Source organism: Rhizobium sp. F40D2, from assembly GCF_051810745.2.
GTDB lineage: Bacteria > Pseudomonadota > Alphaproteobacteria > Rhizobiales > Rhizobiaceae > Rhizobium.
The window spans coordinates 3122603-3146770 of sequence record NZ_CM131436.1 but is presented as its reverse complement, the minus strand read 5'-3'; the positions used below and the strand labels follow the sequence as shown (position 1 = coordinate 3146770).

Annotated in this window: 21 protein-coding genes, 1 other RNA gene and 1 pseudogene; 10 read left to right on the top strand and 13 right to left on the bottom strand. The window is 63.2% G+C overall.

Annotated elements, in window-relative coordinates:
- The first annotated feature begins 30 nt into the window (after positions 1 to 30).
- Positions 31 to 1533 carry a MocR-like pyridoxine biosynthesis transcription factor PdxR gene (gene pdxR, locus ACS4RS_RS15015; protein WP_439010341.1) on the top strand — a complete coding sequence of 501 codons (1503 nt, stop codon included), beginning with the start codon at positions 31 to 33 and terminating at the stop codon, positions 1531 to 1533.
- Here the strand turns inward: pdxR and miaA are convergent.
- A complete protein-coding gene (gene miaA, locus ACS4RS_RS15010; protein WP_439011827.1) occupies positions 1530 to 2426 on the bottom strand; it encodes a tRNA (adenosine(37)-N6)-dimethylallyltransferase MiaA in 897 nt (298 codons plus the stop codon). The two genes, pdxR and miaA, sit on opposite strands and share 4 nt — an antisense overlap.
- On the opposite strand from miaA, the gene serB reads away from it, so the two are divergent.
- The gene (gene serB, locus ACS4RS_RS15005) at positions 2425 to 3315 is read left to right on the top strand and encodes a phosphoserine phosphatase SerB (protein ID WP_439010342.1); all 891 of its coding nucleotides are present in this window, start codon (positions 2425 to 2427) and stop codon (positions 3313 to 3315) included. The two genes, miaA and serB, sit on opposite strands and share 2 nt — an antisense overlap.
- Before the next feature lie 303 nt (positions 3316 to 3618).
- On the opposite strand, the gene ACS4RS_RS15000 is transcribed toward serB, so the two are convergent.
- From ACS4RS_RS15000 to ACS4RS_RS14980, 5 genes are all read right to left on the bottom strand, one after another.
- A complete protein-coding gene (locus ACS4RS_RS15000; protein WP_449313709.1) occupies positions 3619 to 5343 on the bottom strand; it encodes a Do family serine endopeptidase in 1725 nt (574 codons plus the stop codon).
- A gap of 207 nt (positions 5344 to 5550) precedes the next feature.
- Positions 5551 to 6510 carry an SPFH domain-containing protein gene (locus ACS4RS_RS14995; protein ID WP_439010344.1) on the bottom strand — a complete coding sequence of 320 codons (960 nt, stop codon included), beginning with the start codon at positions 6508 to 6510 and terminating at the stop codon, positions 5551 to 5553.
- A gap of 3 nt (positions 6511 to 6513) precedes the next feature.
- Entirely contained in the window at positions 6514 to 7599 is a 1086-nt protein-coding gene (gene hflK / locus ACS4RS_RS14990; protein ID WP_439010345.1) for an FtsH protease activity modulator HflK, read from the bottom strand.
- Positions 7600 to 7747: 148 nt separating this feature from the next.
- Entirely contained in the window at positions 7748 to 8266 is a 519-nt protein-coding gene (locus ACS4RS_RS14985; RefSeq protein WP_439010346.1) for a dihydrofolate reductase, read from the bottom strand.
- 13 nt (positions 8267 to 8279) lie between these two features.
- Entirely contained in the window at positions 8280 to 9074 is a 795-nt protein-coding gene (locus ACS4RS_RS14980; protein WP_439010347.1) for a thymidylate synthase, read from the bottom strand.
- 111 nt (positions 9075 to 9185) lie between these two features.
- On the opposite strand from ACS4RS_RS14980, the gene ssrA reads away from it, so the two are divergent.
- The 4 genes from ssrA (at position 9186) to ACS4RS_RS14960 (ending at position 10764) form a co-directional block, all read left to right on the top strand.
- Positions 9186 to 9548: a transfer-messenger RNA gene (ssrA, locus tag ACS4RS_RS14975) on the top strand.
- Between the two features lie 128 nt (positions 9549 to 9676).
- A complete protein-coding gene (locus ACS4RS_RS14970; protein WP_439010348.1) occupies positions 9677 to 10192 on the top strand; it encodes an SspB family protein in 516 nt (171 codons plus the stop codon).
- 49 nt (positions 10193 to 10241) lie between these two features.
- A complete protein-coding gene (locus ACS4RS_RS14965) occupies positions 10242 to 10436 on the top strand; it encodes a DUF4169 family protein (RefSeq protein ID WP_439010349.1) in 195 nt (64 codons plus the stop codon).
- A gap of 103 nt (positions 10437 to 10539) precedes the next feature.
- Positions 10540 to 10764, top strand: a complete 225-nt coding sequence (locus ACS4RS_RS14960; protein ID WP_439010350.1) for a ribbon-helix-helix domain-containing protein — start codon at positions 10540 to 10542, stop codon at positions 10762 to 10764.
- A gap of 17 nt (positions 10765 to 10781) precedes the next feature.
- Here ACS4RS_RS14960 and ACS4RS_RS14955 read toward each other — a convergent pair whose 3' ends face one another.
- The 3 genes from ACS4RS_RS14955 to ACS4RS_RS14945 form a co-directional block, all read right to left on the bottom strand.
- Positions 10782 to 14483, bottom strand: a complete 3702-nt coding sequence (locus tag ACS4RS_RS14955) for an AsmA family protein (protein WP_439010351.1) — start codon at positions 14481 to 14483, stop codon at positions 10782 to 10784.
- A gap of 89 nt (positions 14484 to 14572) precedes the next feature.
- Positions 14573 to 15985, bottom strand: a complete 1413-nt coding sequence (locus ACS4RS_RS14950) for an FAD-linked oxidase C-terminal domain-containing protein (protein ID WP_439010352.1) — start codon at positions 15983 to 15985, stop codon at positions 14573 to 14575.
- A gap of 119 nt (positions 15986 to 16104) precedes the next feature.
- Positions 16105 to 17031 carry a LysR substrate-binding domain-containing protein gene (locus ACS4RS_RS14945; RefSeq protein ID WP_439010353.1) on the bottom strand — a complete coding sequence of 309 codons (927 nt, stop codon included), beginning with the start codon at positions 17029 to 17031 and terminating at the stop codon, positions 16105 to 16107.
- Positions 17032 to 17126: 95 nt separating this feature from the next.
- On the opposite strand from ACS4RS_RS14945, the gene ACS4RS_RS14940 reads away from it, so the two are divergent.
- A complete protein-coding gene (locus ACS4RS_RS14940; protein ID WP_439010354.1) occupies positions 17127 to 18134 on the top strand; it encodes a zinc-binding dehydrogenase in 1008 nt (335 codons plus the stop codon).
- A 15-nt stretch (positions 18135 to 18149) separates the two neighbouring features.
- On the opposite strand, the gene ACS4RS_RS14935 is transcribed toward ACS4RS_RS14940, so the two are convergent.
- Complete coding sequence (locus ACS4RS_RS14935; protein WP_439010355.1) at positions 18150 to 19184, bottom strand: aldo/keto reductase; 1035 nt, start codon at positions 19182 to 19184, stop codon at positions 18150 to 18152.
- Positions 19185 to 19276: 92 nt separating this feature from the next.
- Between ACS4RS_RS14935 and ACS4RS_RS14930 the strand changes: the two genes are divergently transcribed.
- On the top strand, positions 19277 to 20179 hold the full coding sequence (locus tag ACS4RS_RS14930) for a LysR substrate-binding domain-containing protein (protein WP_439010356.1): 903 nt from the start codon (positions 19277 to 19279) through the stop codon (positions 20177 to 20179).
- 98 nt (positions 20180 to 20277) lie between these two features.
- Positions 20278 to 20452: pseudogene (locus tag ACS4RS_RS14925) on the top strand (AbrB family transcriptional regulator); the annotation flags it as partial.
- Here the strand turns inward: ACS4RS_RS14925 and ACS4RS_RS14920 are convergent.
- A complete protein-coding gene (locus ACS4RS_RS14920) occupies positions 20412 to 21323 on the bottom strand; it encodes an AraC family ligand binding domain-containing protein (RefSeq protein WP_439010357.1) in 912 nt (303 codons plus the stop codon). The pseudogene ACS4RS_RS14925 and the gene ACS4RS_RS14920 sit on opposite strands and share 41 nt — an antisense overlap.
- A 40-nt stretch (positions 21324 to 21363) precedes the next feature.
- On the opposite strand from ACS4RS_RS14920, the gene ACS4RS_RS14915 reads away from it, so the two are divergent.
- The gene (locus tag ACS4RS_RS14915; RefSeq protein ID WP_439010358.1) at positions 21364 to 21771 is read left to right on the top strand and encodes a DUF2000 family protein; all 408 of its coding nucleotides are present in this window, start codon (positions 21364 to 21366) and stop codon (positions 21769 to 21771) included.
- 50 nt (positions 21772 to 21821) lie between these two features.
- Here the strand turns inward: ACS4RS_RS14915 and ACS4RS_RS14910 are convergent, their stop codons facing one another.
- Together ACS4RS_RS14910 and ACS4RS_RS14905 are read right to left on the bottom strand one after the other, a co-directional pair.
- Complete coding sequence (locus ACS4RS_RS14910; RefSeq protein ID WP_049733608.1) at positions 21822 to 22487, bottom strand: OmpA family protein; 666 nt, start codon at positions 22485 to 22487, stop codon at positions 21822 to 21824.
- A 474-nt stretch (positions 22488 to 22961) separates the two neighbouring features.
- Positions 22962 to 23960, bottom strand: a complete 999-nt coding sequence (locus ACS4RS_RS14905) for a flagellin N-terminal helical domain-containing protein (RefSeq protein ID WP_003593421.1) — start codon at positions 23958 to 23960, stop codon at positions 22962 to 22964.
- Between the last annotated feature and the right edge of the window lie 208 nt (positions 23961 to 24168).

The window sequence follows — 24168 nt, the reverse complement described above, 5'->3', positions numbered from 1 at the left end:
TTTTCAAGAATCTTCGTGGACCACTTCTTAATGTCCAAGCGGCGCAGCACCATCGAGATCCCGTCGCTCAACGCGATCGACCGAACGGTCAATGTCGGCCGCCAGCTTGCCCAGGCTCTACGGAGCGCAATCTCGCACGGCGAGTTGAGGCCCGGCGAGCGCCTCCCGTCGACGCGCGCCCTTGCGGCTTCCTTGAAGATAGCCCGCGGCACCGTGGTGGAGGTGTTCGATCAGTTGACCGCCGAAGGCTATCTCGAAGCGAGAATCGGGGCCGGAACCCGTGTCGCCGCCGCTCTGACGGACACGACACCAATGCCCCCGCCCACACCGGCGATGCCGCCGGGGGCAGATGCCATCGACCTGCCGTCCCCGGCGGCGCGGCTCATTGCCATAGCCCGCGCGCTCACCCCTCACCCGCCTATTCCCTTTGCCATCGCCGTCCCTGCTGCCGGCATCGCGCCCGACGACAACTGGCGCCGCCTCGGCAATCGCGTGCGCGCGTCGAAACAGGCAGCCCCCGCAAGTTATCAAGATCCGATGGGCCTCTTCGAGCTGCGGGTCGCCATTGCCGAACACGTCCGCCGCGCGCGAGCCGTTCGCTGCGAGCCGGAACAGGTCATCGTCACCTCGGGCACCCAACAAGGCCTCTATATGGCGGGCCGGGTCCTGCTGTCGCGCGACGATCCGGTCTGGGTCGAAGACCCGGCCTATCCGGGGCTGACGGCCGTGCTCGACGATCTCGGCGTCAAGACGCACCGCATCCCGGTCGACGCACAGGGAATGAACGTCGAACGTGGCCTCGAACTCTGGCCGCAAGCGCGCGCCGCCTTCGTCACCCCTTCACATCAATATCCGGTCGGCATGCCGCTCAGCATGGCGCGGCGCAATGCCTTGATCGCCTGGGCCGATCGGAACCGCGCCTGGATCGTCGAGGACGATTACGATAGCGAGCTGCGTTATGCCGGACATCCTTTCCCCTCGATGCAGGGCTTGCGTCCCTCCCGCGTCATCTATCTCGGCACCTTCAGCAAGGTGCTTTTTCCCTCGCTGCGCCTCGGCTACGTCGTCGCCCCTGCTCCGCTCGCAGAAGCCTTTGCCGGCGCTCGCGCCATTCTCGACCGGCACTCGCCGGCCGCAGAACAGCACGTTCTGGCCGCCTACATGAGGGAGGGTTATTTCGAAGCCCATATCCGCCGCATCCGCGGCCTCTATGCCGAACGCCGCGCAGTCCTGCTCACATCGCTAGATCGGGCCTTGCCGGACGGCTGCCGCATTCAGCCGAGCGACCAGGGAATGCACATTCTTCTATGGCTGCCCGAGGAGACCGACGACGTAAAGCTCGCAGCCCGTGCCCTGTCGGCCGGCCTCGCGGTGCGCGCGATCTCCCCGATGTATGCGGTGCAGCCGGCTCGTCCCGGCCTGATGTTGGGCTTCGGCGGATTTCTGCCGGAGCAATTGCAGGCGGCGGTTGGCGAACTCGTCAAGCTGCTGGAGTTGCAGATCTTCGGAGTGGGAGGCCAATGCAGAGCCTAAACCGTCAGCCGTTCCCAGCTGTTGTCCATCTGGTTGCGGAACCAAGTCATTTGCCGCTTGGCATATTGCCGCGTCGCCGCAGCACCCTTCTTCAGCACCTCGTCGCGGGTCATCCCGCCCTTCAGCATCGCCGCGATCTGCGAAACCCCGATCGCCTTCATCACAGGCGCTTCGGCCGGGAGGTCGAGCGCCAGCAGTGCCCTCACCTCGTCTTCAGCGCCTTGACGCAGCATCTTTTCAAAACGCCCGTTGATACGCTGATGCAGCACCTCCCGCTCCGGCAGCACGACGATCTTGCGAGCCTGGGCGGCGTCGATCACCACCGGTCCCGACTGGCGCTGGAAATCGGCGATCGACCGTCCCGTCGCCTTCACCACTTCAAGCGCCCGGACGATACGTTGCCCGTCCTGGCGGTTGAGGTTGGCCGCCATGGCGGGATCAGCCTCGGCAAGCTCGGCCTGCAGCCCCTCCGGCCCCTCCACTAGCAGCCGCGCCCTCAATTCCTCCCGTAACGCCTCGGGTATCTCGGGCATATCGGAGAGGCCACCGGTCAGCGCCTTGAAATAAAGCCCGGTGCCGCCGACGAAGACCGGCAGCCGGCCGGCGGCCCTGAGCGCCGGTAGCAGCGCCGAGACATCGCGCAGCCAGGCGCCCGTGGAATAGCCGGCACCTGCCGGCACATGGCCGTAGAGATGATGCGGCACGCCCTGCATTTCCTCTCCCGACGGGCGCGCTGTCAGCACCCGCAGGGTGTCGTAGACCTGCATGCTATCGGCGTTGACGATCGCGCCGCCGTGGCGTTTGGCCAGTTCGACGGCGAGCGCGGACTTGCCGCTGGCGGTCGGCCCGGTTATCAGGATCGCGTTCACTGTGCTCAGAAGGTTTTCCATCATGGCTCTCGTTGCCACGCTTGTTGCCAATCCGTCAAATCCCGTGCTGACACCCAAGATCGCCGAACAGGCCGCCGAAGCGGTGAACGCTTCGGGCCTCTACTGGCTGGCGGACGGCATCGCCTGCGACATCGCGCTACGCGACGGCACCGAGTTGCAGGCAGCCGAGGCCAATATTCTTGCGGTCATATCAGAGGCGGCGATCGACCTCGTCATTCAGGAGCAGGAAAGCCGCCGCAAGAAACTGCTGATCGCCGATATGGATTCGACGATGATCGGCCAGGAATGCATCGACGAACTTGCCGCCGAAGTCGGCCTGAAGGAGAAGGTCGCAGCCATTACCGCCCGCGCCATGAACGGCGAGATCGCTTTCGAGCCTGCTTTGCGTGAACGCGTCGCCCTATTGAAGGGCCTGCCGATATCGGTCGTCGACGAAGTGATCGCCAAGCGCATCACGCTGACGGCGGGCGGCCCGGAACTGATCGCCACCATGAAGTCGAAAGGCCATTACACCGCCCTCGTCTCCGGCGGCTTCACTGTCTTCACCAGCCGCATCGCCGCCACCCTCGGCTTCGATGAGAATCGCGCCAACACGCTGCTCGAAGATGGCGGCATCCTCTCCGGCTTCGTCGCCGAACCGATCCTCGGCAAGCAGGCGAAGGTCGATGCGCTGAACGAGATTTCGGCTCACCTCGGCATTTTACCTGAAGACGCGATCGCCGTCGGCGACGGCGCCAACGACCTCGGCATGCTGCACCTCGCCGGCGCCGGCGTCGCCCTCCACGCCAAGCCCACCGTCGCCGCCGAGGCGCAGATGCGCATCAACCACGGTGACCTGACGGCGCTGCTCTACATCCAGGGCTATCGGAAGACGGATTTCGTAACGGGTTGAATGTTTAGTTCGCCATCTCTGGACGGTCGCTAAATCAAAACCTCGGTTGATCATAGGCCATTCGGCACTGTCGAATGCGTCGGCAGGAAATTTGGCGCAAACGCTTACCCCAATCTCCTCATCCCTGTGCTCGGCACAGGGATCCAGCGCGCCCAAGTCCTTGGGCGCGGGAGACCCCTTACCTTCATGAGACTCATTCACCGCGCAGACGCGCGATGGCTGGATTCCTGTGACAAGCAAAGGAATGACGGAGGAGAGGTTGGGCGAGAAGACGAACGCAGCGGCTAGTCGCCGCCGTCCTCCCTACTCCATCGGCACCGCCACAAACCGCAAATCGCCATTTGCCGATGCGATCATCAACTGGGCGTTGCGGCGGCCTTGCTGCTTCAGCGACTTCACCTTGGCGGCGACCGCGTCCGGCGACTTCATGAACTCCTGCGCCACCTCGACGATCACATCGCCGGGCTTCAGCCCTTTTTCGGCCGAGGCGGAGCCGGGTGTCACCTCCGTCACGACGACACCGTCGACGCTCTCGGCAATGCCGAAAGCCTTGCGGGTCTCGGCGCTCAAAAGCGACAGTGACAGGCCGAGCACGTTCTTCGGCGTGGCTGCATCCGGTGACACCTCGCCCTGGTGCTGGTCAGGCGGCGCCGGCTGGGCCTGATCGCCGGAATCCGGCTCGTCCATGTCGTTGTTCTCGCCGGGATCGGGAGTGATCACGCCGTCGTCCTGCGAACCGTCGGGCGCCGCATCGTCGGATGCCGCCGCCTGATCGCTGTCTTCGAGCCGGCCGAGTTTCACCTTGACGGTCTGTTCCTTGCCGTCGCGCAGCACCACCACGTCGACTTCCTTGCCGACCGAGCTTTCCGCCACGACGCGCGGCAGATCGCGCATTTCGCTTACGGTCTTGCCGTCGAATTTCAAAATGACGTCGCCCGCCTTGATCGAACCGTCGTCGACGGGGCCGCCCTTGATGACCCCGGCGACCAGCGCGCCCTTGGCGGTGTCGAGCCCGAGGCTGTCGGCGATATCGTCGGTGACCGGCTGGATCCGCACGCCGAGCCAGCCGCGCCGCGTCTCACCATATTCGCGCAATTGGTCGACGACGCCGGAGGCAAGCTCGGAGGGCACCGAGAAGCCGATGCCGATCGAGCCGCCGCTCGGTGAAATGATCGCCGTGTTGATACCGATCACCTCACCCTTCATGTTGAAGAGCGGGCCGCCGGAATTGCCCTTGTTGATCGCGGCATCCGTCTGGATGAAATTGTCGTAAGGGCCGGCGTTGATGTTGCGGCCGCGCCCCGAAATGATGCCGACCGTCACCGAACCGCCGAAGCCGAACGGATTGCCGATCGCCATTACCCAGTCGCCGATGCGCATGGTGCTGGAATCGCCGAATTTCACCGATTTCAGCGGTGTCTTCGGCTCGACCTTCAGCACCGAAAGGTCGGTCTTCGTATCCGTGCCGATCAGTTTCGCCTTGAGCTTCGAACCATTGGCGAAATTGATCTCGATGTCGTCGGCGCCCTCGATCACATGGTTGTTGGTGACGATATAGCCGGCCGGATCGATGACGAAGCCGGAGCCGAGCGAGCTGACATTGTGGTTCGGGCCTTTGTTGCCCTGCTTCTTGTCGAAAAAGTCGTTGAAGAACTCCTGGAACGGCGAGCCGTCGGGCGCGCGTGGCGCCGGACCGACGCCCTCGTCATCCTTCACGTTCTGCGAGGTCGAGATGTTGACCACGGCGTCGAGCAGTCCCTCGGCCAAATCGGCGACCGAAGCCGGACCGTTGTCCGGGACTCCGCCCTGAATATGCGGAGTCGGCTGCGGCGCAGCCGTCGCTGGCGGCGTCGGCGCAGGAGCAGCCGCTTCCGGAGTAACCGGAGCGGGTGTAACAACTCCGGGCGCAGTCGTCTGCGGCGCGGTTTGCGCATAGGCGACCCCATTCATGCCGGCATGCGCAAGAATTGCAGCGCTGGCCATAAGCGCGAGCGTTCGTCTGAAGGGCGAGCGATTCGTGGGGGCCATCAAGCTTCCTCATAAGGGGTGAATGCGCACATTGAGCACCAGCATAAGGCGGAATGATGGAGGGCGAAATCACCTTTTCGCGAAATCCCCGTGCAATACGAAGGGCCCTCACAAAAGCCTGATTATCTCGACCTTTCCACGAAAAAAGGGCCGGCACCCGGGCCGGCCCTTCCAAGATTGTCAGGATGCGAGTGGCATCCCTCGGTGTCAGTTCGCCGGCTGGGCAGGCGCTGCCGGAGCAGCCGCGCCGGGAATTGCCGCAGCCGGATTTGTCGGCGCTTTCAGGGTGCCGGCGGCATTGTCGAAATAGCGGAAGAATTCCGTATTCGGAGACAACACCAGCGTCGTGTCCTGCGATGAAAGCGCTGAGGAGTAGGCCGCCATCGAGCGATAAAACTCGAAGAAAGCCGGATCCTTGCTGAAGGCGTCGGCGAAGACGCGGTTGCGTTCCGCATCGCCCTGACCGCGCAGAATTTCCGCATCGCGCTGGGCGCCCGCGGTGAACTCGACGACCTGGCGGTCGGCGACGGCCCGGCGCCGCTGACCTTCTTCATTGCCCTCCGCGCGGATGCGCTCGGCTTCGGCCAGGCGTTCTGAACGCATGGCGTTGTAGGTGTTGGGCGCAACCTCGGGAGAAAGGTCGGTGCGGCGGATGCGAACATCGTCGATATGCAGGCCGAGATTTTCGGCATCCGTCCGCAGGTCGTCTCGGATCTCCAGCATCATCGCGACACGCTCTTCCGAGAGTGCGGCATTGTAGTCGCGCAGGCCGTAGACGCGGCGAAGCGATGAATCGAGCTGCGCCCTCAGCCGCGCTTCCGCGGCCTCGCGGTCACCCGAGACCGTTTCGCGGAAGCGGCGAACATCCGAAATATTGTAGATCACGAAGGCATCGACGTCGAAGGTCTGGCCGTCCTGGACCTGAACGCGGATATTGTCGAGATCGAGCCTCAGCGCCTGCTTTTCGACCAGCTGGACGCGGTCGGCATCCATGAAGCCGAAGGGCAGCTTGAAATAGATGCCGGGTTCGGTCTTGACCGACTGGATCTGGCCGAAGCGGACGACGATCGCCTGCTCGCGCGCATTCACCACGAAGATCGACGAATAGAGCCCGACCAGCACGATGGCAAGGATGAGGAGAATGATGGGAAGTCTGTTCGATGTCATGGTTCAACCTCCCTGCTGCGCCGGCTTGCCGAGTTCGTTAAGTGGCAGATAGGGCAACACACCCTGCTTTTCGTCGATGATGACCTTCTTCGAATTCTTCAGCACCTGCTCCATCGTTTCGATGAACAGCCGCTTGCGAGTCACATCGGGCGCCTTCGAATACTCCTCGTTGATCGCAGTGAAGCGCTGCGCCTCACCTTCCGCCTCCTTCACGACACGGTCTTTGTAGGCGGCAGCATCTTCCCGGATTCGCGCCGCATCGCCTCGCGCCTGGCCGAGCTTCTGGTTCGTGTAGCGATTGGCCTCTTCGATGGTGCTGTCGCGGTCACGGCCGGCACGCTGCACTTCTTCGAAGGCATCGGCGACTTCGCGCGGTGGCGCCACGTTCTGGATCGTCACCCCGGTCACGGTCACGCCTGCGCCATAACGGTTCATCGTATCCTGCACGATATTGAGCACATCCACTTCGATCGGCTGGCGATTGCTGCGGAACGCGTCCTGCGCCGGGCGACGCCCGACGATTTCGCGCATGGCGCTGTCGGAAACCTGCTGCAGGGTCTCTGCCGGATTTTCGACGTTGAAGAGATAGGCCTTCGGATCGCTGACCGTGTAGAAGACGGCGAACTGCACATTGATGACGCTCTTGTCGCTGGACAGCATCAGGCCGTTCGAAGACGATGCAGAGGTCGCGCCGATATTCAGCTGTTGCACGGTCACCTTGACGGTCTCGACGGATTCCATCGGCCAGAGGTGGAAATGCAGGCCCGGCATCGAAATCTCTTGCTTCGGCTTTCCGAACCGCAGCTCGACGCCGCGTTCGTCCGGCTGCACCACGTAGACGCACTGGATCAGCCAGAACACCGCGACGATTGCGACTATGATCACCGCCACGCCGCCGTTGAAACCGCCGGGAACGATGTTGCGCAGCTGGTCCTGGCCGCGCCGGATGATATCTTCCAGATCGGGCGGTCCGCCCTTGCCGCTGCCACCGCCCCGCGGGCGGTTCGGCCCCTGGCCCCATGGTCCCTGATTGTTACCGCCGCCGCCGCCCCAAGGGCCGCCGCCGCCATTCTGATTGCTCCAGGGCATCAAAACCTCGTTGTTCGTTAAGTCTTCCACGCATCCGGAACCGTGGGGGCTGACCGGCGGATGCGTTGGGACCGTTATAAGTATCGCCGCATCGGCTTTCAACGCAACGTGAGAAACTTGGTCAATTTAATTGGAAAATAGTTCATTTTCAGACGTGTCGGCGCTCATAGACCACGTAGCGCGTGGGATGGCTGTCCTTGTCGCCGGCCGGAACCGCGATAGGCTCCCCTGCTCGCCAGATGTCGGGATCGATCGCGGGGAACGAGGCGTCTCCGTCGAGATCGGCCTCGACATGGGTGATACACATGCGGTCGGCAAGGCCGATTGCCTGGGCATAGACCTGCCCGCCGCCGAGGATGCAGACCTCGTCGATGCCGTGTTCGCGCGCCAGCCTTTCGGCCGCCGTCATCGCCTCCGCCAGCGAATGCGCCATGGAAACATCGGGATGGTCTATCGCCGCCTGCCTGGAGATGACGATGTTCGGCCGCCCCGGCAGCGGCTTGCCGATGGAATCATAGGTTTTGCGGCCCATCACGACAGGCTTGCCCAAAGTCAGCGCCTTGAAGCGCTTGAGATCGCTCGACAGCCGCCAGGGCATGTCGCCATCGCGGCCGATGATGCCGTTGCGCGCAACGGCGGCGATAATGGTCCTGCGGATATCGGCCATGAAATGTCCCGGATCAGACGGCGATCGGCGCCTTGATGCTGGCATCGGCTTCGTAGCCGATCAGCTCGAAATCGTCGAAGGTGAAGCCGAAAATGTCCTTAACATCGGGATTGATGCGCATAAAGGGCAGCGGCTTCGGCCGGCGCGCCAGCTGCAGCTTCGCCTGGTCGAAATGGTTGTGGTAGAGATGGGCGTCGCCCAGCGTGTGGACGAAATCGCCAGGCTTCAGCCCGGTGACCTCAGCCACCATCATTGTCAAAAGCGCATAGGAGGCGATGTTGAACGGTACCCCGAGGAAAATGTCGGCCGAGCGCTGATAGAGCTGGCAGGAGAGCTTGCCATCGGCCACGTAGAACTGGAACAGGCAATGGCAGGGCGGCAGCGCCATCTGGTCGACCTCGGCCGGATTCCAGGCCGTGACGATATGGCGGCGCGAATTTGGATTGTTGACGATGCCTTTGACGAGATTGGCGATCTGATCGATATGGCCGCCGTCCGGCGCCGGCCACGAGCGCCACTGGGCGCCGTAGACCGGCCCGAGATCGCCGTTTTCGTCGGCCCACTCATCCCAGATCGAAACGCCGTTCTCCTTGAGATAGCCGATGTTCGTCTCGCCCTTGAGGAACCATAAAAGCTCGTGGATGATCGAGCGAAGATGCAGCTTCTTCGTTGTCGTGACGGGAAAGCCGTCCTGAAGGTCGAAGCGCATCTGGTAGCCGAAGACCGAGCGCGTGCCGGTGCCGGTGCGGTCGCCCCGGTCGGAGCCTTTTTCCATCACATGGTTGAGGAGATCGAGATATTGCTTCATGGCGCGCTGATTCCGTTTGGCCTAATTTAAGCTACCAGCAGCAGGAAACCAATCACCGGCGGGCATTTTCCCAGTGTTTCTGATGGCCCGCATAACGCTTTTATGACGTTGGCCCTTTCCTTGGGCGGCGGAAACCCCTATATCACCCATGCTGGCTTTCGGGCTGGCTATGGCGATAAATGAGCGGTGTAATAAACCTATTGGACCCGGGGGCGGTACCCGGCGCCTCCACCAAAAACCGGCGGGCATGAAGGCCGGCTTTTGATGGGGGCGAAACAGGATCGACAAGGGTGTAAAGATCGTCTTTTTGCTCGGCATTGTACCGCCGTTATCGGGCTAAAATTGTAGTTGCAAACGACAACTATGCGGAAGCTCGTCTCGCTGCTTAATCGCGGTGTGACACTTCAATCAAAGTCCTAGTGGTTCGCACCTCTAGGCGGGGTCCGAAGGCACCTGGCAACAGAAGCCTTCACCTTCTCCCTGCCGCCGAAATCATGTATGCTACTGAAAAACGTGACTCGGCTCCGGTCTTTCCCAAGGCGCCCGGACGTGGCATATAACCTTGTGAAAAGACTTCCGAACCGACGAAAGACAGGAAAAGCATGGGGCAGGATCATATCCGCTACGACATTCTGGCACAGGATGCACTTCGCGGCGTCATCCGCAAGGTTTTGGCGGAAGTCGGAGCGACGGGCCGCCTGCCCGGTGACCATCACTTCTTCATCACCTTCCTCACAGGCGCTGCCGGCGTACGCATCTCCCAGCACCTGAAATCGAAATATCCCGAGCAGATGACCATCGTCATCCAGCATCAGTTTTGGGACCTGAAGATTACCGAGTCGCATTTCGAGATCGGCCTTTCCTTCTCCGACGTCCCGGAAAAGCTGGTCATTCCGTTCAATGCGATCCGCGGCTTTTACGATCCCTCCGTCAACTTCGAGCTCGAATTCGACGTGCCGCTCGCCGATGGCGAGGAATTGCCGTCCGGTGAAATCACCGCTTATCCCGTCGACGCGGCAGCAAAGCCCGATGAGGCCGCGGCTGCCAAACCCGGCGACGGCGAAGAGAAGAAACCGGGTTCCGTCGTCTCGCTCGACTCCTTCCGCAAGAAGCAGTGATTTGAGGGGAGGCCAAGCCTCCCTTTTTCATAGGGATTCAGGGGCCCGCATGAGCGCCGAAATCGTCAATCTGCGCCAATTCCGCAAGAAGCAGGCCCGCTCCGAAAAGGAGACGCAGGCCGAGCAGAACCGCATTTCCTTCGGCCGCACCAAAGCCGAAAAGCAGCTCACCCGCAGCCTGAACGAGAAGGCCGACAAGGCCCATCGCGACGGCCGGCTCGAGACCGATGACGACGGCGCGTGAAGCTTTCACGCAAAGCTTGAGCCGCCGGAATGCAGTCTGCGATCAGCCACTTATGCAGCTTCCTTGAATCGATCTGCCAACCAATCAGGTGTGAAGCCGCTTCATGATCCGCAAGCATTCTGCGACACTGCACGGCCACCGCACCAGTTTCTCGCTGGAAGAGGAGTTTTGGGACGAGTTGAAGGCGATCGCCGCTCGCCGTTCGATACCGCTCGCCGCTCTCATTTCCGAAATCGATGACCATCGGCCGCCAGACAGCAACCTGTCCTCGGCGCTTCGGCTCCACGTGCTGGCCTGGGCGAAGGCCGGCGCTGGCCGCGGCTTATAATCAAATTCCATGCATTATCATTGCGCCTGAACGCCCGGCACCTGGTCGAAATTGAGCGAACCGGGCTGCGGCTCGCCGCGCCGCGCCGCTTCCGCGGCTGCCCTCGCCTGTGCATCCGCCTTGTCCTTGGCCTCCGCCGCGCGTGCAGCCTCCGCTTCCGCGAGAGCCTTCTGCGCGGCCGCCGCCTGCGCCAATGCACGCAGCCGCGCTTCCTCCGCCTGTCGTTGCCGCTCGATTTCGGCCGCCCTGACGCGCTCGGCGTCATTGAACCGATAGAGCGCCGCCTCGCGGCGCAGCCGCTGCTTTTCGAGCACGATCGCCTGCAGCCGCTCGACGCGCCGGCGCTCGCGCTCGAAGGCGCGCAGCGACAGGTAGCTCGTGATATCGGTCACATCCATCGTCTTGCCGGGCGACGGCAGCATGCCGGAAAAATTCAGCCTGAGCGACGGCTCGGCGCCAGAAAGCGCTTCCGTGCCCGGATTGAGCCCGACGCCCAGCGTCGCGCTGATCCGTTCCTCCGGCAGCGCGATCTGCGCATCGGCAGTGATGCGGGCGAGGTCGTTGGCGACGGTGACATTCTGCACGCGCAGTGTGCCGTCGGCGATATTGAAGGGGATGCCGAGCGGCGGCAGCTTCGCCTCTCCGTTGCTGAGCAGCGTCTCGACGATTGGATGCACCTTGCCGGCATTGATCTGCTCCTGCATCGTATCAGTCGCGGCAAGCAGCGGCGGAAGGATGGCGAGGTTCAGCCCGCGTATGCTGGTCTCGCCGAGCCTCAGCTCGCCCGAACCGTTCAGCGAACTGGCGATCTCACCGATGGTCTTGCCCGAGGCTTCCATCGACACCGACAACCCGAATTTGCCGCTGGCGATCGGCGCGCCGTCGCGCAGCCAGACGACGCCGGCAACATCGGAATCGGCAAGCGCAAGCTTCGTCTGCAGGAAGCCGGTGCCGTCGGCATTGGTGAACAGCAGATTGCCGGAGAGCTTTCCGCCGTCCCAGTTGCCGGCCATGTCGTTGAGTTGCAGCTCGTCACCCTTGTAGGCGACGTTGCTGGTGAAGTCGGTGACCGCCGTTTCCGGCAGGCCGGGCCAGAACTGCTTGGCCGTCAGCTTCACGTCGACGTTGAGATCCTTGAAGACGGGCAGCCCGAGCGGCGCCTTCGTCAGCGCGCCATTGGCGGGATCGACGATCTGGCCGAACACTGCCTCGCCAAGCCAGCCGGCATCCGCCTTGGAGAGTGTCAGCTCGCCGGTCGCGGTCGTCTTTGCAGCCTTCCGGTCGAAGCTCAGCGCGCCTGAAAACTCGTTGTCGGCCGCATGCCCCTTGAGGTCGGAAAAGACGATCTTGTCGCTGTCGACGCCTGCATTGACTTGCAGGCCGAACGGCAGCCCGGTTCCCGTCTGCGGCAGGGCGATCCCGTTCATGATAAGATAGGGGTCGATATCGGCGCTGTCGAGCGAAAGCGCGATCTTGCCGTTCATGAAAGTTTCCGGCCGGACATCGACTTTGCCATTGGCTGTGAACGAGGTCCGGTCGGTCGCAAAGGTCAGCGCAGCATCGGCGGGATCGTTGCCCGATGCCTTCACCTTCAGCGTCAGGCGGCCGTTGGCGCCGACATCGACCGGCAGCGGATCGAGCCCAGCCTGGCCGAACAGAATGGACGGCACGGCATTTTCGAGCGTCGCCTCGAGGCTCGTCGTACCGTTGCCGGTCAGCGCCAACAGGTCGGACATGCGGTAGTCGAGATTGACGCGGCTGCCGTTCGAGACGCCGGCAAGCGTCACCGTCAGCGCGTTGCCCTCGTCGCCGCCGAGCGTCAGAGCGCCGCGCAGCGCCGTATTGCCGTACCAGCCGGCATTGCGCACCAGTCGGTCGAGCACCGGGTGGTGCGGCAGGTGCTGGCGCAGCATGGTGAAAAAGCCGCCGGGATCGGCCGATTTGAAGGTGATCTCGCCGGCGCCCTTGTAATCGAGCAGCGAGCCTTCCGCCCTGCCCGTCGCCGTCAATTCGGCGCCTGCAATATTCTTGATCGACAGCCGGTCGACGGCAAGCTCTCCGTCGGCGATCGTGAAGGTGGTCTCGACATTCTCGGCATCGACGCCGAAAGCGGTGAACTTATCGGCCTTGAGCTGGGCAGCGATCTTGTGGTCGAGCACGTTGTCGCCGGCATCCTGGCCGGTCATCAGCCCGCTCAGCGCCTGCAGCGCATCGAGATCGAGCGTATCGCCATTCAGGGCCACCGACAGTGTCGGCGTCTGGCCGGAGATCGCCTGCCGCTCCAGCCGGCCCTTCAGCGTCGCCGGCCCCATGGCGATCTCAAGATTTTCGAAACGCTGCAACTCGGGTGTCAGGCTAACATTGGCGGAAAAGCCCGCCTGCCGCAATTGCCGGATGGCCGGATCGACCGAGCCGGCAAGCCAGGAGGCAAGCCCGGTCGGCTGGCTGGAGGCCACCACGATCTGGCCATTGAACGAGGCTTCGCCCTGGAGCAGGAGTTTGCCTTTGCCTTCCACCTGAGTGCGCCCCGGCAACGTACCGGTGGCGCTGTCGATCATCCAGCCGGTACCGGCCGGTTCGAGCTCCAACTGCACGTCGCGCAGCGTCGTATCGCCGGCGACGATCGCCGGCAGCTTGACACTTGCCTTGCCCGGCACCTGCGGGATCGGTACCTGTGCGATGACATCGATCAACGAATTCAGCCGCTGGCGCGCCGAAACCGCCGGATCGCGGGTTGTCTTGCCGGCCTCGCCCTGATTGCCGATGCGGTTGACGTCGATCTGCTGCCCGTCGGCGGTCAACAGGAATTCCGGCGCATTGCCGGTATCGAGCGTCGCCTCGCCGGTTATGACGTAGGGATCGTCCGTCGATCCGATCTCCATCCGGTATTCGGGAATGCGGATGCGTTCATTGGTGAGCTCGAAGCGGCCCTTGACGCGCGGCGGCTGCTCCTTCTTGTTGGCGGGCTTGGCGCTGTTGCCGCTTTCGATCGCCGCTGAAAGCTGCCCCTGATAGTTCGGCTTGCTGTCGACGAGCTTCAATTCGCCATCGAGATCGATGCTGACAGGGTGCTTGTCCGGCGAAAGCTTCGTGCGCATGCGCAGCACGCCCTTTTCGTCCGGCTGGCTGCTCGAGATCAAAAAACTGCCGTGCTCGCCGTCAAGCGCCGCATTGCCCTCGATGCGCCAGGGGCCGGCCAGCGACTTGGCCGACATTTCCGCATTGAGGCCGGTGATGCGACGTGAGCGGCCGGACTGGTCATCGATGAACTCGACCTCGCCGCCATTGACATGCACGTTTTCGAGAACGACGTTTTTCGCCGGTATTTCGGCGCGGCTGCCGCGCATCCAGTCGAGCGTGCCGTCCTTGAGCAATCTGAGGCGCACCTTCGGATTGACGACGCGCATGTCGAAGATCAGCGCCTCACCCGACAGGAAAGGCGCGAGCTCCGCATCCATGGAGAACTGCTCGACCTTGACGATCGGCGTGCCGTCCGCCTCCTGGCCGACGCGCACGTCATGCAGTGTAACCGACGGAAACGGCAGGAGACGCGCATCCACCGTGCCGTAGACGGTGACCTTCTTGCCGATGATGCGGCTTGCCTGATCCTCGAAATTCTTGCGGAAATCCGTCCAGTCGATGAACAGCGGCGCAAGCAGCGCCACAAACAGCACTACGACGATCACTCCCCCCAGAAAGACGAGAAACCGGCCTACCAACGCAAGGATTCTCCATTCAGCATTCTGTTGCCGACACTAGCGCTATTCATGCCGGGGGCAAGGCCCAAGTTCATGAGAATATTCCGTTTTCAGCCCTGGTGGAAAATCTTGCCGGGATTGAAGATATTGTCCGGATCGAGCGCCTGTTTCACCTGTCGCATCAGATCCACCGTGCCCCCCAGCTCCTGTTCGAGGAACGCAATCTTGCCCTGCCCGATCCCGTGTTCGCCGGTGCATGTCCCGTCCATGTCGAGCGCTCGCCGATTGAGCCGCTGCACGAAGCTCTCGGCCTTGGCGATGTCTTCGGCGCTTTTGTCATCGAACAACAGCAGCACATGAAAGTTCCCGTCGCCGGCATGGCCGACGATCGGGCCGAGCAGCCCATGGGCCTCGATATCAGCCTGCGTTTCGGAAACACAATCGGCAAGCCGCGATATCGGAACACAAACATCCGTCGAAAGTGCGGCAAGCCCAGGCGCCAGCGCCCTTGCGGACCAATAGGCATCGTGGCGCGCCTTCCAGAGCTTGGTCCGTTCCTCGGCATTGGCGGTCCATAGGAACTCGCTCCCGCCGCATTCCGCCGCGACCTCGCCAAAGGCTGCCGATTGCAGCGGCACCGTCTCTTCAGTGCCGTGGAATTCGAGGAAGAGCGTTGGGCTTTCGGCATAGGAAAGTTTGGAATAAGCGTTGCAGGCCCGCATCTGCACCGTATCGAGCAGCTCGATGCGCGCCACCGGAATGCCCATCTGGATCGTCATGATGACCGCATCGCAAGCGGCCTTGATGCTCGGAAAGGCGCAGGCGCCGCCGGCGATCTTCTGCGGGATCGCCTGCAGGCGCAGCGTCACCGAGGTCAGGATGCCAAGCGTGCCCTCAGCGCCGACGAAGAGCCGCGTCAGGTCATAGCCGGCGGAAGATTTGCGGGCGCGCCGGGCCGTGCGGATCTCCTCGCCATTGGCGGTGACGGCGGTGACGGCAAGGACATTGTCCTTCATCGTTCCATAGCGCACGGCATTGGTGCCGGAAGCCCGCGTCGAGGCCATGCCGCCGATCGAGGCGTTGGCGCCGGGATCGATCGGGAAGAACAGTCCGGTATCGCGCAGATGGATGTTCAGCGCCTCGCGCGTCACACCCGGCTCGACGGTGCAGTCGAGATCCTCGGGATTGACCTCGAGCACCCGGTTCATGCGGCTGAAATCGATCGAAATACCGCCATTGGCGGCATTGACCTGACCCTCCAGCGAGGTCCCGACGCCGAAACCGATCACCGGCACCTTGTGGGTCGCACACGCCCTGACCACCGCCTTTACATCGTCGGCGCTCTCGGCAAAGAGCACGCCATCAGGCATCTGCGGCGGGATATAGGTGGTCGTGTGGGCATGCTGTTCACGGAAGGACTGGCCGGTCTGGAAGCGCTCGCCGAAGCTCTGCTTGAGAATGCCGAGCACGGCTGATATCCCCGCCTCGTTGCGTGTGCCGGCCTTCGCGTCCTTCAGCGCCATCCCTTTGATCTCCCTGCCATTCCATGGGACATGTCATACCCCATGGGGTCAGGCTGGGTATGCGGCAAGTCAAAGCGACTGTCCAGTTAAGATTGGGAGAAGATCTCATTCCCTTTTTGTTATAGAACCGTTTCCGGCAGGAAGCGCTTCGGTGTATTCCGACCGGGCCGGCTGTCCGGCGCCTCGAAAGCCCTGTCGAAGACATCGGCAAGTCTTGCTGCCAGCGTATCCGCGACGACGCTGCGGGCGCCGAGATGCGGCGATGCCAGCAGGACGACCGGCAGCGTCAGCGCGAGGCTGGCGGCCTCGATCTCCTCGATGCCCTCGCCCACGGCATAAAGAAGCCGCCGCGGCAGCAGGCTGGCGCCGGCCCCTCTGCGCACCCAGGCAAGCTGCAGTCTCGGATCGTCGAGCTCGCCCGTCACCGGCAGATGCCTGCGGCCGACGCGGCTTGCCAGCAGTCGCCGGGCATCGCAAGGCTCGGGGCTCAAAACCCAGGGCATGTCGGCAAGCGTGAAGTCCCCGGCCCGCCATCGATCGGCGAATTGCGGTGCGGCGATCACTGCAAGCTCCTCGTGACCGATGACTGCCCCACCGCCAGGCAGTGCGTCGCCGAGCACGATTGCCGCATCGAGCTGCCCCTGCCGGTACAACTCGGCAAGTTCGCCGCTCCAGCCGGTCTTGAGGTGCAGTGATATGCCACCGAAACCATCGATGACCTCGGCAACGATACTCGATACGACATCGTCGGAGAGGCCGTTGGCAAGCCCGAGCCGGAAGACACCCTGCGGCTCCGCTCCGTTCGCCAGCGCCTTCATCCCTTCGAATGCCGCAAGGATCTCCCTGCCCTTCTCGACGGCTCCTGCGCCGAGGGCCGTCAATTGCGGCGGCTTCTGGCGGCGGTCGAGGAGCGCGCCGCCGAGCATCGCCTCGAGGCGCTGCACTTGCCGGCTGACGGCCGGCTGCGTCAGCCTGATCCGATCCGCCACCCGCTGGATAGAGCCCTCCTCGGCGAAGGCAACCAATGTCCTGATCTCGTCAATCATTCCTGAAACACATAATCATTATGGATATTATGAATTTGAGAATAGCCGCTTCGGGCGGTACATGTCCAGTCGGACCCTGATCCCGGAGACATTCAATGAAAGCCATAACTTTGGAAGGCATCGGCTTCGACAGCCTGGCGCTGGTCGACCGTCCGCAGCCGGAACCGCGCCGGCACGAGGTGGTCGTGCGCGTCAAGGCGACCGCGCTGAACTATCGCGACATCGAGATCGCCCGCGGCAGCTATCACACCGCCTTCCCGCACCCTCTCATCCCTCTTTCCGACGGTGTCGGCGAGGTGGTGGCGATCGGTGAGGACGTGACGCGCTGGAAGATCGGCGACCGGGTCAGCGGCACTTTCTGGGAGCGCTGGGTCGCCGGCGGCTTCGACATGGCGGAAGCGCAATACCAGCGCGGCGGACCGATCGACGGCTGGCTGGCCGAATATACCAGGATCGACGAGCAGGCGGCCGTGGCCGTTCCCCCGCATCTGACCGATGCCGAGGCGGCGACATTGCCATGCGCGGGCGTCACCGCCTGGCATGCGCTCGTCACCGAGGGCGGACTGAAGGCAGGAGACACGGTGCTGGTGCAGGGCACCGGCGGCGTCTCGTTGTTTGCCCTGCAATTTGCCGCAGCTTCGGGCGCCAGAGTCATCGTGACTTCGAGCACTGACGAGAAGATCGCCCGCGCGCGCGCACTCGGCGCTGCCGATGGCATCAACTACGTCAGCCATCCCGAGTGGGATCAAGAGGTGCTGAGGCTCACCGGCGGCAGCGGCGTCGACCATATTATCGAGGTCGGCGGTCCGGAGAGTTTTGCCCGCTCGCTGCGCTCAGTCCGGCGCGGCGGCCAGATCGATGTCATCGGCTATCTCGGTGGTACGGCCGGTACGATCGACCCGCTCGATATCTTCCGCCGCCAGGCCCGCGTCCGAGGCATCCCCGTCGGCTCACGCGCCTCCTTCGAGGCGATGAACCGGGCGATCGACGTCAACCGCCTCCGCCCGGTCATCGACCGGACCTTTCCCTGGACGGAAGTGGCGACCGCCATGCGCCATTTCGAACGGGGCGGCCGCTTCGGCAAGGTGGTGCTGCTGCACTGACGGCAGCGGGGCGGCTCAGACGATCGGCGGATTGAGCCGCGCGAAACCCTCTTGCCGCCGATAGGGGAAATAGGGATAGGGCGCTGTCACCGCGCTGACGGCGTCGAGCTTTTCGATTTGCTCCTTCGACAGGCTCCAGCCGACCGCGCCGAGGTTCTGCCTGAGCTGGGCCTCGTTGCGGGCACCAATGATGACGCTCGATACCGTCGGCCGCCCGAGCAGCCAGTTGATGGCGATCTGCGGCACCGTCTTGCCCGTTTCCGTTGCGATGGCATCCAGGACATCGACGATGTCGAATAGCTTTTCGTCGTCGACCGGCGGGCCATATTGCGCTGTTTCGTGCAGTCGGCTTTCCCTGGGCAACGGCTGGCCGCGGCGGATCTTGCCGGTTAGCCGTCCCCAGGCGAGCGGGCTCCAGACCAGGGCGCCGACGCCCTGGTCGGCGCCGAGCGGCATCAGCTCCCATTCGTAATCGCGCCCCGCCAGCGAATAATAGACCTGATGGGCGACGTAACGCGGATGGCCGTGGCGCTCGGCCACCGCAAGCGACTTCATCAGTTCCCAGCCGGCAAAGTTGGACACACCGACATAGCGGATCTTGCCGGATGCCACGAGCCCGTCGAGCGTCGACAGCACCTCGCCGACCGGCGTCGAGGCATCGAAGGCGTGCAGTTGCAGGAGGTCGATATAGTCGGTTCCGAGCCGGCTGAGCGCAGCCTCGGTGGCACGGATCAGCCGCGCCCGCGACGTTCCCCAGTCCTGCGGCCCCTCGCCCATCGGCAGCGCCGTCTTCGTCGAGATCAGCACGGCGTCGCGCCGGCCGCGGATCGCCTGGCCGAGCACCTCCTCGGAAGCGCCGGCCGAATAGACGTCGGCGGTGTCGAAGAGATTGACGCCGGCTTCGAGGCAGATGTCGACGAGCCGCCGCGCCTCGTCCGCCTCGGTATTACCCCAGGCGCCGAACAGCGGGCCGCTGCCCCCGAATGTGCCGGCGCCAAAGCTCAACACAGGCACTCTGAGCCCGGATGCGCCAAGATTTCTGTAGTCCATGGATCTGTCTCCTTCGTTTCCACTGAGATAGACCTCGGCTGCCTGGTGATATAGATTGCCTGTCAGCAAATCATCTGTGACTTGAATTCATCATGAGCCGTCAGGACATCAACCGCTCCGGCGAAATGGAGGTCTTCGTCAGCGTCGTCGAGCGCGGCGGCTTTACCGCGGCCGCCCTCGCCCGGCGCATGACGCCGTCGGCCGTCAGCAAGCTCGTCGCTAGGCTGGAGTCACGCCTCGGCGCCCGCCTTGTCAATCGCTCGACCCGAAAGCTGCAGCTGACGCCGGAGGGTTGCGCCTTCTACGAGCGCAGCATCGCCATCCTGGCCGATATTGCCGAGGCCGAGCGCCAGGCCTCATCAGGCGAACAGGCTTCGGGTCGCATCCGCATCAACACCAGCGGCTCTTTCGGCAATCATGTGCTGGCGCCGCTGATGCCGGCCTTCATGGCGCTTCATCCCGCCGTGACGCTGGATATCTCCCATACCGACAGGATCGTCGACCTGATGGAGGAGCGCGCCGATGTCGCGATCCGCGCCGGCCCCTTGAAGAATTCCAGCCTGATCGCCCGCAAGCTCGGCGCCACCGGCAAGATCATCGTCGCCTCGCCGGATTATCTCAGGCGTCACGGCGAGCCGCGCACGGTCGCCGATCTCCGCCGCCATTGCCGCATCGGCTTTTCCTATGCCCGCGCCGTCGAGGGCTGGCCGCTACGCGAGGACGGCGAAACGATAACAATCCCGATCACCCCCGGCGTCCAGGTGGGAGACGGCGAAGCCATGCGCCACCTCGCTTTGTCAGGCGCAGGCCTTGCCCGCCTTGCCGCTTTCACCGTGCGCGCCGACATCGATGCCGGACGCTTGAAGCCGGTGCTCGATGAGGCCAATCCCGGCGATCTCGAAGAATTCTACGCCCTCTACATGGGCCAGGGCGGCCCGCTGCCAGCGCGCGTGCGCGCCCTGCTCGATTTTCTCGCCAGCCATGTGCGCCTCTGATAAATCCTGCCCAAAGCGTTCGGCGAATCATGCCATTCAGCGACGCACGCCGCCTGCCACGCGATGCCGGCCTGCCGAAACGGGCGCTGCCGCTGGCGCTCTCCACCAGCCCCGGCGGCGCCGATTCCGGCGCTATCATCGCCGCCTCCAGCGATGTCGACATGCCCTTCGTCATGGCGATGCAGACCGGCCGTTTCCCGGATCCTGAAGATCGGCCCGACGCTCGCCCGCTTCATCGCCCGCCGCTCCGGCCTTGCGGAAAATCCCGTATAAAGCGCGGGGCGGAATTGTGGGCGAGCGTTGCCCACTGGCCAGGCGTCATGCCGTAGGCCTTCTTGAAATGCCGGTTGAGATGGCTCTGATCGGCAAAGCCGGTCGCCGCCGCCGCGTCCGAAATTCCCTCTCCCGCACCGATCATGGCGCGGGCCTGCTGCAGCCGCCGCATCAGCAGATAGCGGTGTGGACTGGTGGCGAAGGCCGCCCGGAAATGCCGCGACAGCGCGAAACGGTCGAGCCCGGTCACCGCTTCCAACTCGCCTGAGCGTACCGCTCGCAACGCATGCGCCTCGAGATAATCCCGCGCCGCCCGCGCCTGCCGCCAGGCGACGCTGCCGAGCGGCCGGCGTGGCATCAGCGCATGCTTGGACAGCCCACCCGTCACCCGCGAGACAAAGTCGTCGACGAAAAGCTCGTCCAACTCGCGGTCGAGTTCGCCGAGCGCGGCAAGCAGCACGCCGGCCAGCGCTGGATCGCCGATAACAGGTTCTCTGACGAAAGGCAGGCCGACGCCATCGGCCTCCAGGCATTCGAGCAGCAGCGACGGTTCGAGGTAAAGCATGCGATAGTGCAGCCCGTCCTCGGTCCCCGCCCCGCCGTCATGCTCCTCATCGGGATGCAGCACGATCACCTGGCTCGGCAGGCTGAAGCGTCGCTCGCCGCGATAGCCGAAAGTCTGCACGCCCTTCAGCGTCACGCCGAGCGCATAGGTGTCGTGTCGATGCGGCTCGAAGGCATTGCCTGAAAACTGCGCCTCGATGCGCTCGATGCCGGGAAAGGCCGGGGCCGCCAGGATGGCGTTGCCGGATGGTCCCGCACACAAACGTTCAAGACCTTCGAAGGCCTGCGGATGTAGATCCTGGCTCAACGCGCCCGATACTCCATAACCCGAGGTGAAAGACTGTCCGATGTTTGATACCAAAATTGCCGTCGTCCTGCGAAACAATCTTGCCGGCTGGCAGAAGCTGAACGTTACCGCTTTCCTGATGACCGGCATCGCCGGCGGGCATCCCGAAATCATCGGCGAGCCCTACAAGGACCGCGCCGGCAATCTCTATAATCCGCTGTCGATCCAGCCGATCATCGTGCTCTCCGCCGACGAGACGACGATATCAGCCATCCATCGCCGCGCGCTGGACCGTGAGGTCACCGCTTCCCTCTTCATCGAGGAGATGTTTGCGACTGGCCATGACGCCGCCAACCGCGCCGTCTTCGCCGAATTTACGCCCGACGACGCCAAGGTGGTCGGCATCGCAGTACGGGCGGAAAAGAAGATCGTCGACAAGATCACCAAGGGTGCGACGATGCAGCAATAACAAAAACGGCCGGGCATAGCCCGGCCGCTTAAAAGATGGGAAAATCCGGCTCAGCCCTGCGTGATCGGCGCGATCTGGATCTCGACGCGGCGGTTCTGCGCGCGGCCGGCCTCGCTGGCGTTGGAGGCGACGGGCTGGGATGGGCCGAAGCCGACGGCGGAGACGCGGCGCTGGTCGATGCCCTGGCCGCCGAGATAATCGGCAACCGAAAGCGCGCGGCGCTGCGACAGGTCCTGATTGTGCTGCAGGCTGCCGGTCGAATCCGTATGGCCGTTGACGTCGATCAGCGTGCGATTGAACTTGCGCAGCACGATCGCCACCGAATTCAGCGTCGGATAGAAGCCCGGCTTCACCGCATCCTGGTCGACATCGAAGGTGATGTTCGAGGGCATGTTGAGGATGATGTTGTCGCCGTTGCGGGTCACCGAAATGCCGGTGCCTTCGAGCTGGGCGCGAAGCTCGGATTCCTGCTGGTCCATATAATTGCCGATCGCCCCGCCGGCGAGCGCGCCGACACCGGCGCCGATCAGCGCCGCGTTGCGCTTGCCGTGACCGCCGCCGCCGACAGCCACGCCGACAAGAGCACCGCCAAGCGCACCAAGCGCCGCGCCACCCGCCGTATTGGAAACCTTCTGTTCACCGGTATAGGGATCGGTCGTCGTGCAGGCACTGAGATAACTTGCTGCGACAGCCAAAAGTACGAATTTCTTGATCATGGACAGGATGGTCTCCGTTCGAAGCTGATGCGAGCAAATGGCAAGGATTGCGGCAAGAAAATGAAGATGCTCTCGTGATAGGGGAATTTCAGGCGCCGAAATAGGCGCCATTTTGCGGGAATGCGCTGATATCACCAGTTTTAATGGATCGAACACGCTTGCGCGGCAACAAGGCACAACAACTAGCCCTCATGGTGAGGAGGCCCGCAGGGCCGTCTCGAACCACGAGGGCGGGTGGCTGATGAGTGCGGGCTGCGTGCCGAGATCGTCGTGCGCCGGTGGCCGGCCCCGTCCTTCGAGGCCCTTGCAGGGCGCCTCAGGATGAGGCCGGAGAGAGGCTGCGGCTCGCCCAACGGAGAAGGCAGCGCCAAGGCGCCGATAACCGCAGCAACAGGGCACAACAACTAGGAGTCGTGGTGAGGAGGCCCAAAGGCCGTCTCGAACCACGAGGGCGGGTGGCGGGCTCTCACAACCTTAGAAATTCTGGAACAGCTGCCGCACGGTGTCGTAAGTGGCATTGGCGATGTTCAGCGATTGCAGGCCGAGCTGCTGCTGCGTCTGCAACGCCTTGAGCTTGCTCGACTCTTCTTCCATGTCGGCATCGACGAGCCGGCCGATGCCGGCGGTGTTATTGTCGTGCAGTTTCGAGGCGAAATCGTTCTGCAGGTTGATACGTTTCTCCAGCGCGCCGAAGGCCGAACCGACCGTCGTCAGCTGCGTCAGCGCCGCATCAACGACACTGATCATTTCGCCGATCTGCCCCTTCGTCGTAGCGTCCGAAAGCGAGATCACCACCTGCCCGGTGGTGGTGCCATTCTTGCTTTCCATCAACACATAATTCTGCGAGGCACCGAGCTCGGTGGCGAAATAGGCCGATGTCAGCACGCCGTATTCGCCAGAACCGGTGGCGCGGTCGTCGATCAAATAGCGCGCGTCCTTGGAGCTCGTCGCTCCCACCGGCGTGTTGTCGATATGATAACTCAACATTCCGACCGAGACCGTGCCGTCCGCATTGCGGATAAAGGAGGCTGGGATCTGGCGCGGCTGCGTCGGCGTCGCATCGTTGTTGAGGATCACCCAATTGTCGCTGTTGAAGGTCGCCGATTCCGAAACGCTGCGCAGTTGCTCCTGCAGCTGTTTGATCTCTTCGTTGACCTTGTTCTTGTCGATGCCGTCCTCGGTCGCGGCAACCAGCTTGGCCTTGATCTCGGAGACGACGTCGATGACGTTCTCGACGCCGGTATAGGCTGTGCCCATCGTCGCCGCCGCCATGCCGAGCGCATCCTGGATCGCCGAAACGGCCTTGTTGTCGGTGCGCGCGGTGGTGGCGACCGACCAATAGACGCCATTGTCGGCGGCTTTTGCGACACGCATGCCGGTCGTGATGTGGTTTTGGGTGACCGTCATATTCCGGTTGATATCGCGCAGCACATGAAGCGCCGCGTCCACGGAGACGCGCTGATAAATACTCACGGGAACTAAACTCCAAAACGCAAACTGCACAAGAAATGAACCGTTGCCGCACGGACCTTCATGTCCGGGGTCGCTGGAAACTCCAGCGCGTTGCAGCCTTCAAGAAACGAAGAAGACCAGCCGGTTGCTGGTCACGATCATTGCCGTTTATGCTTAACAAACGGCTAAACTTCAGAAGTAATTTGTCTTATTTCGCAAGGTTTCATAC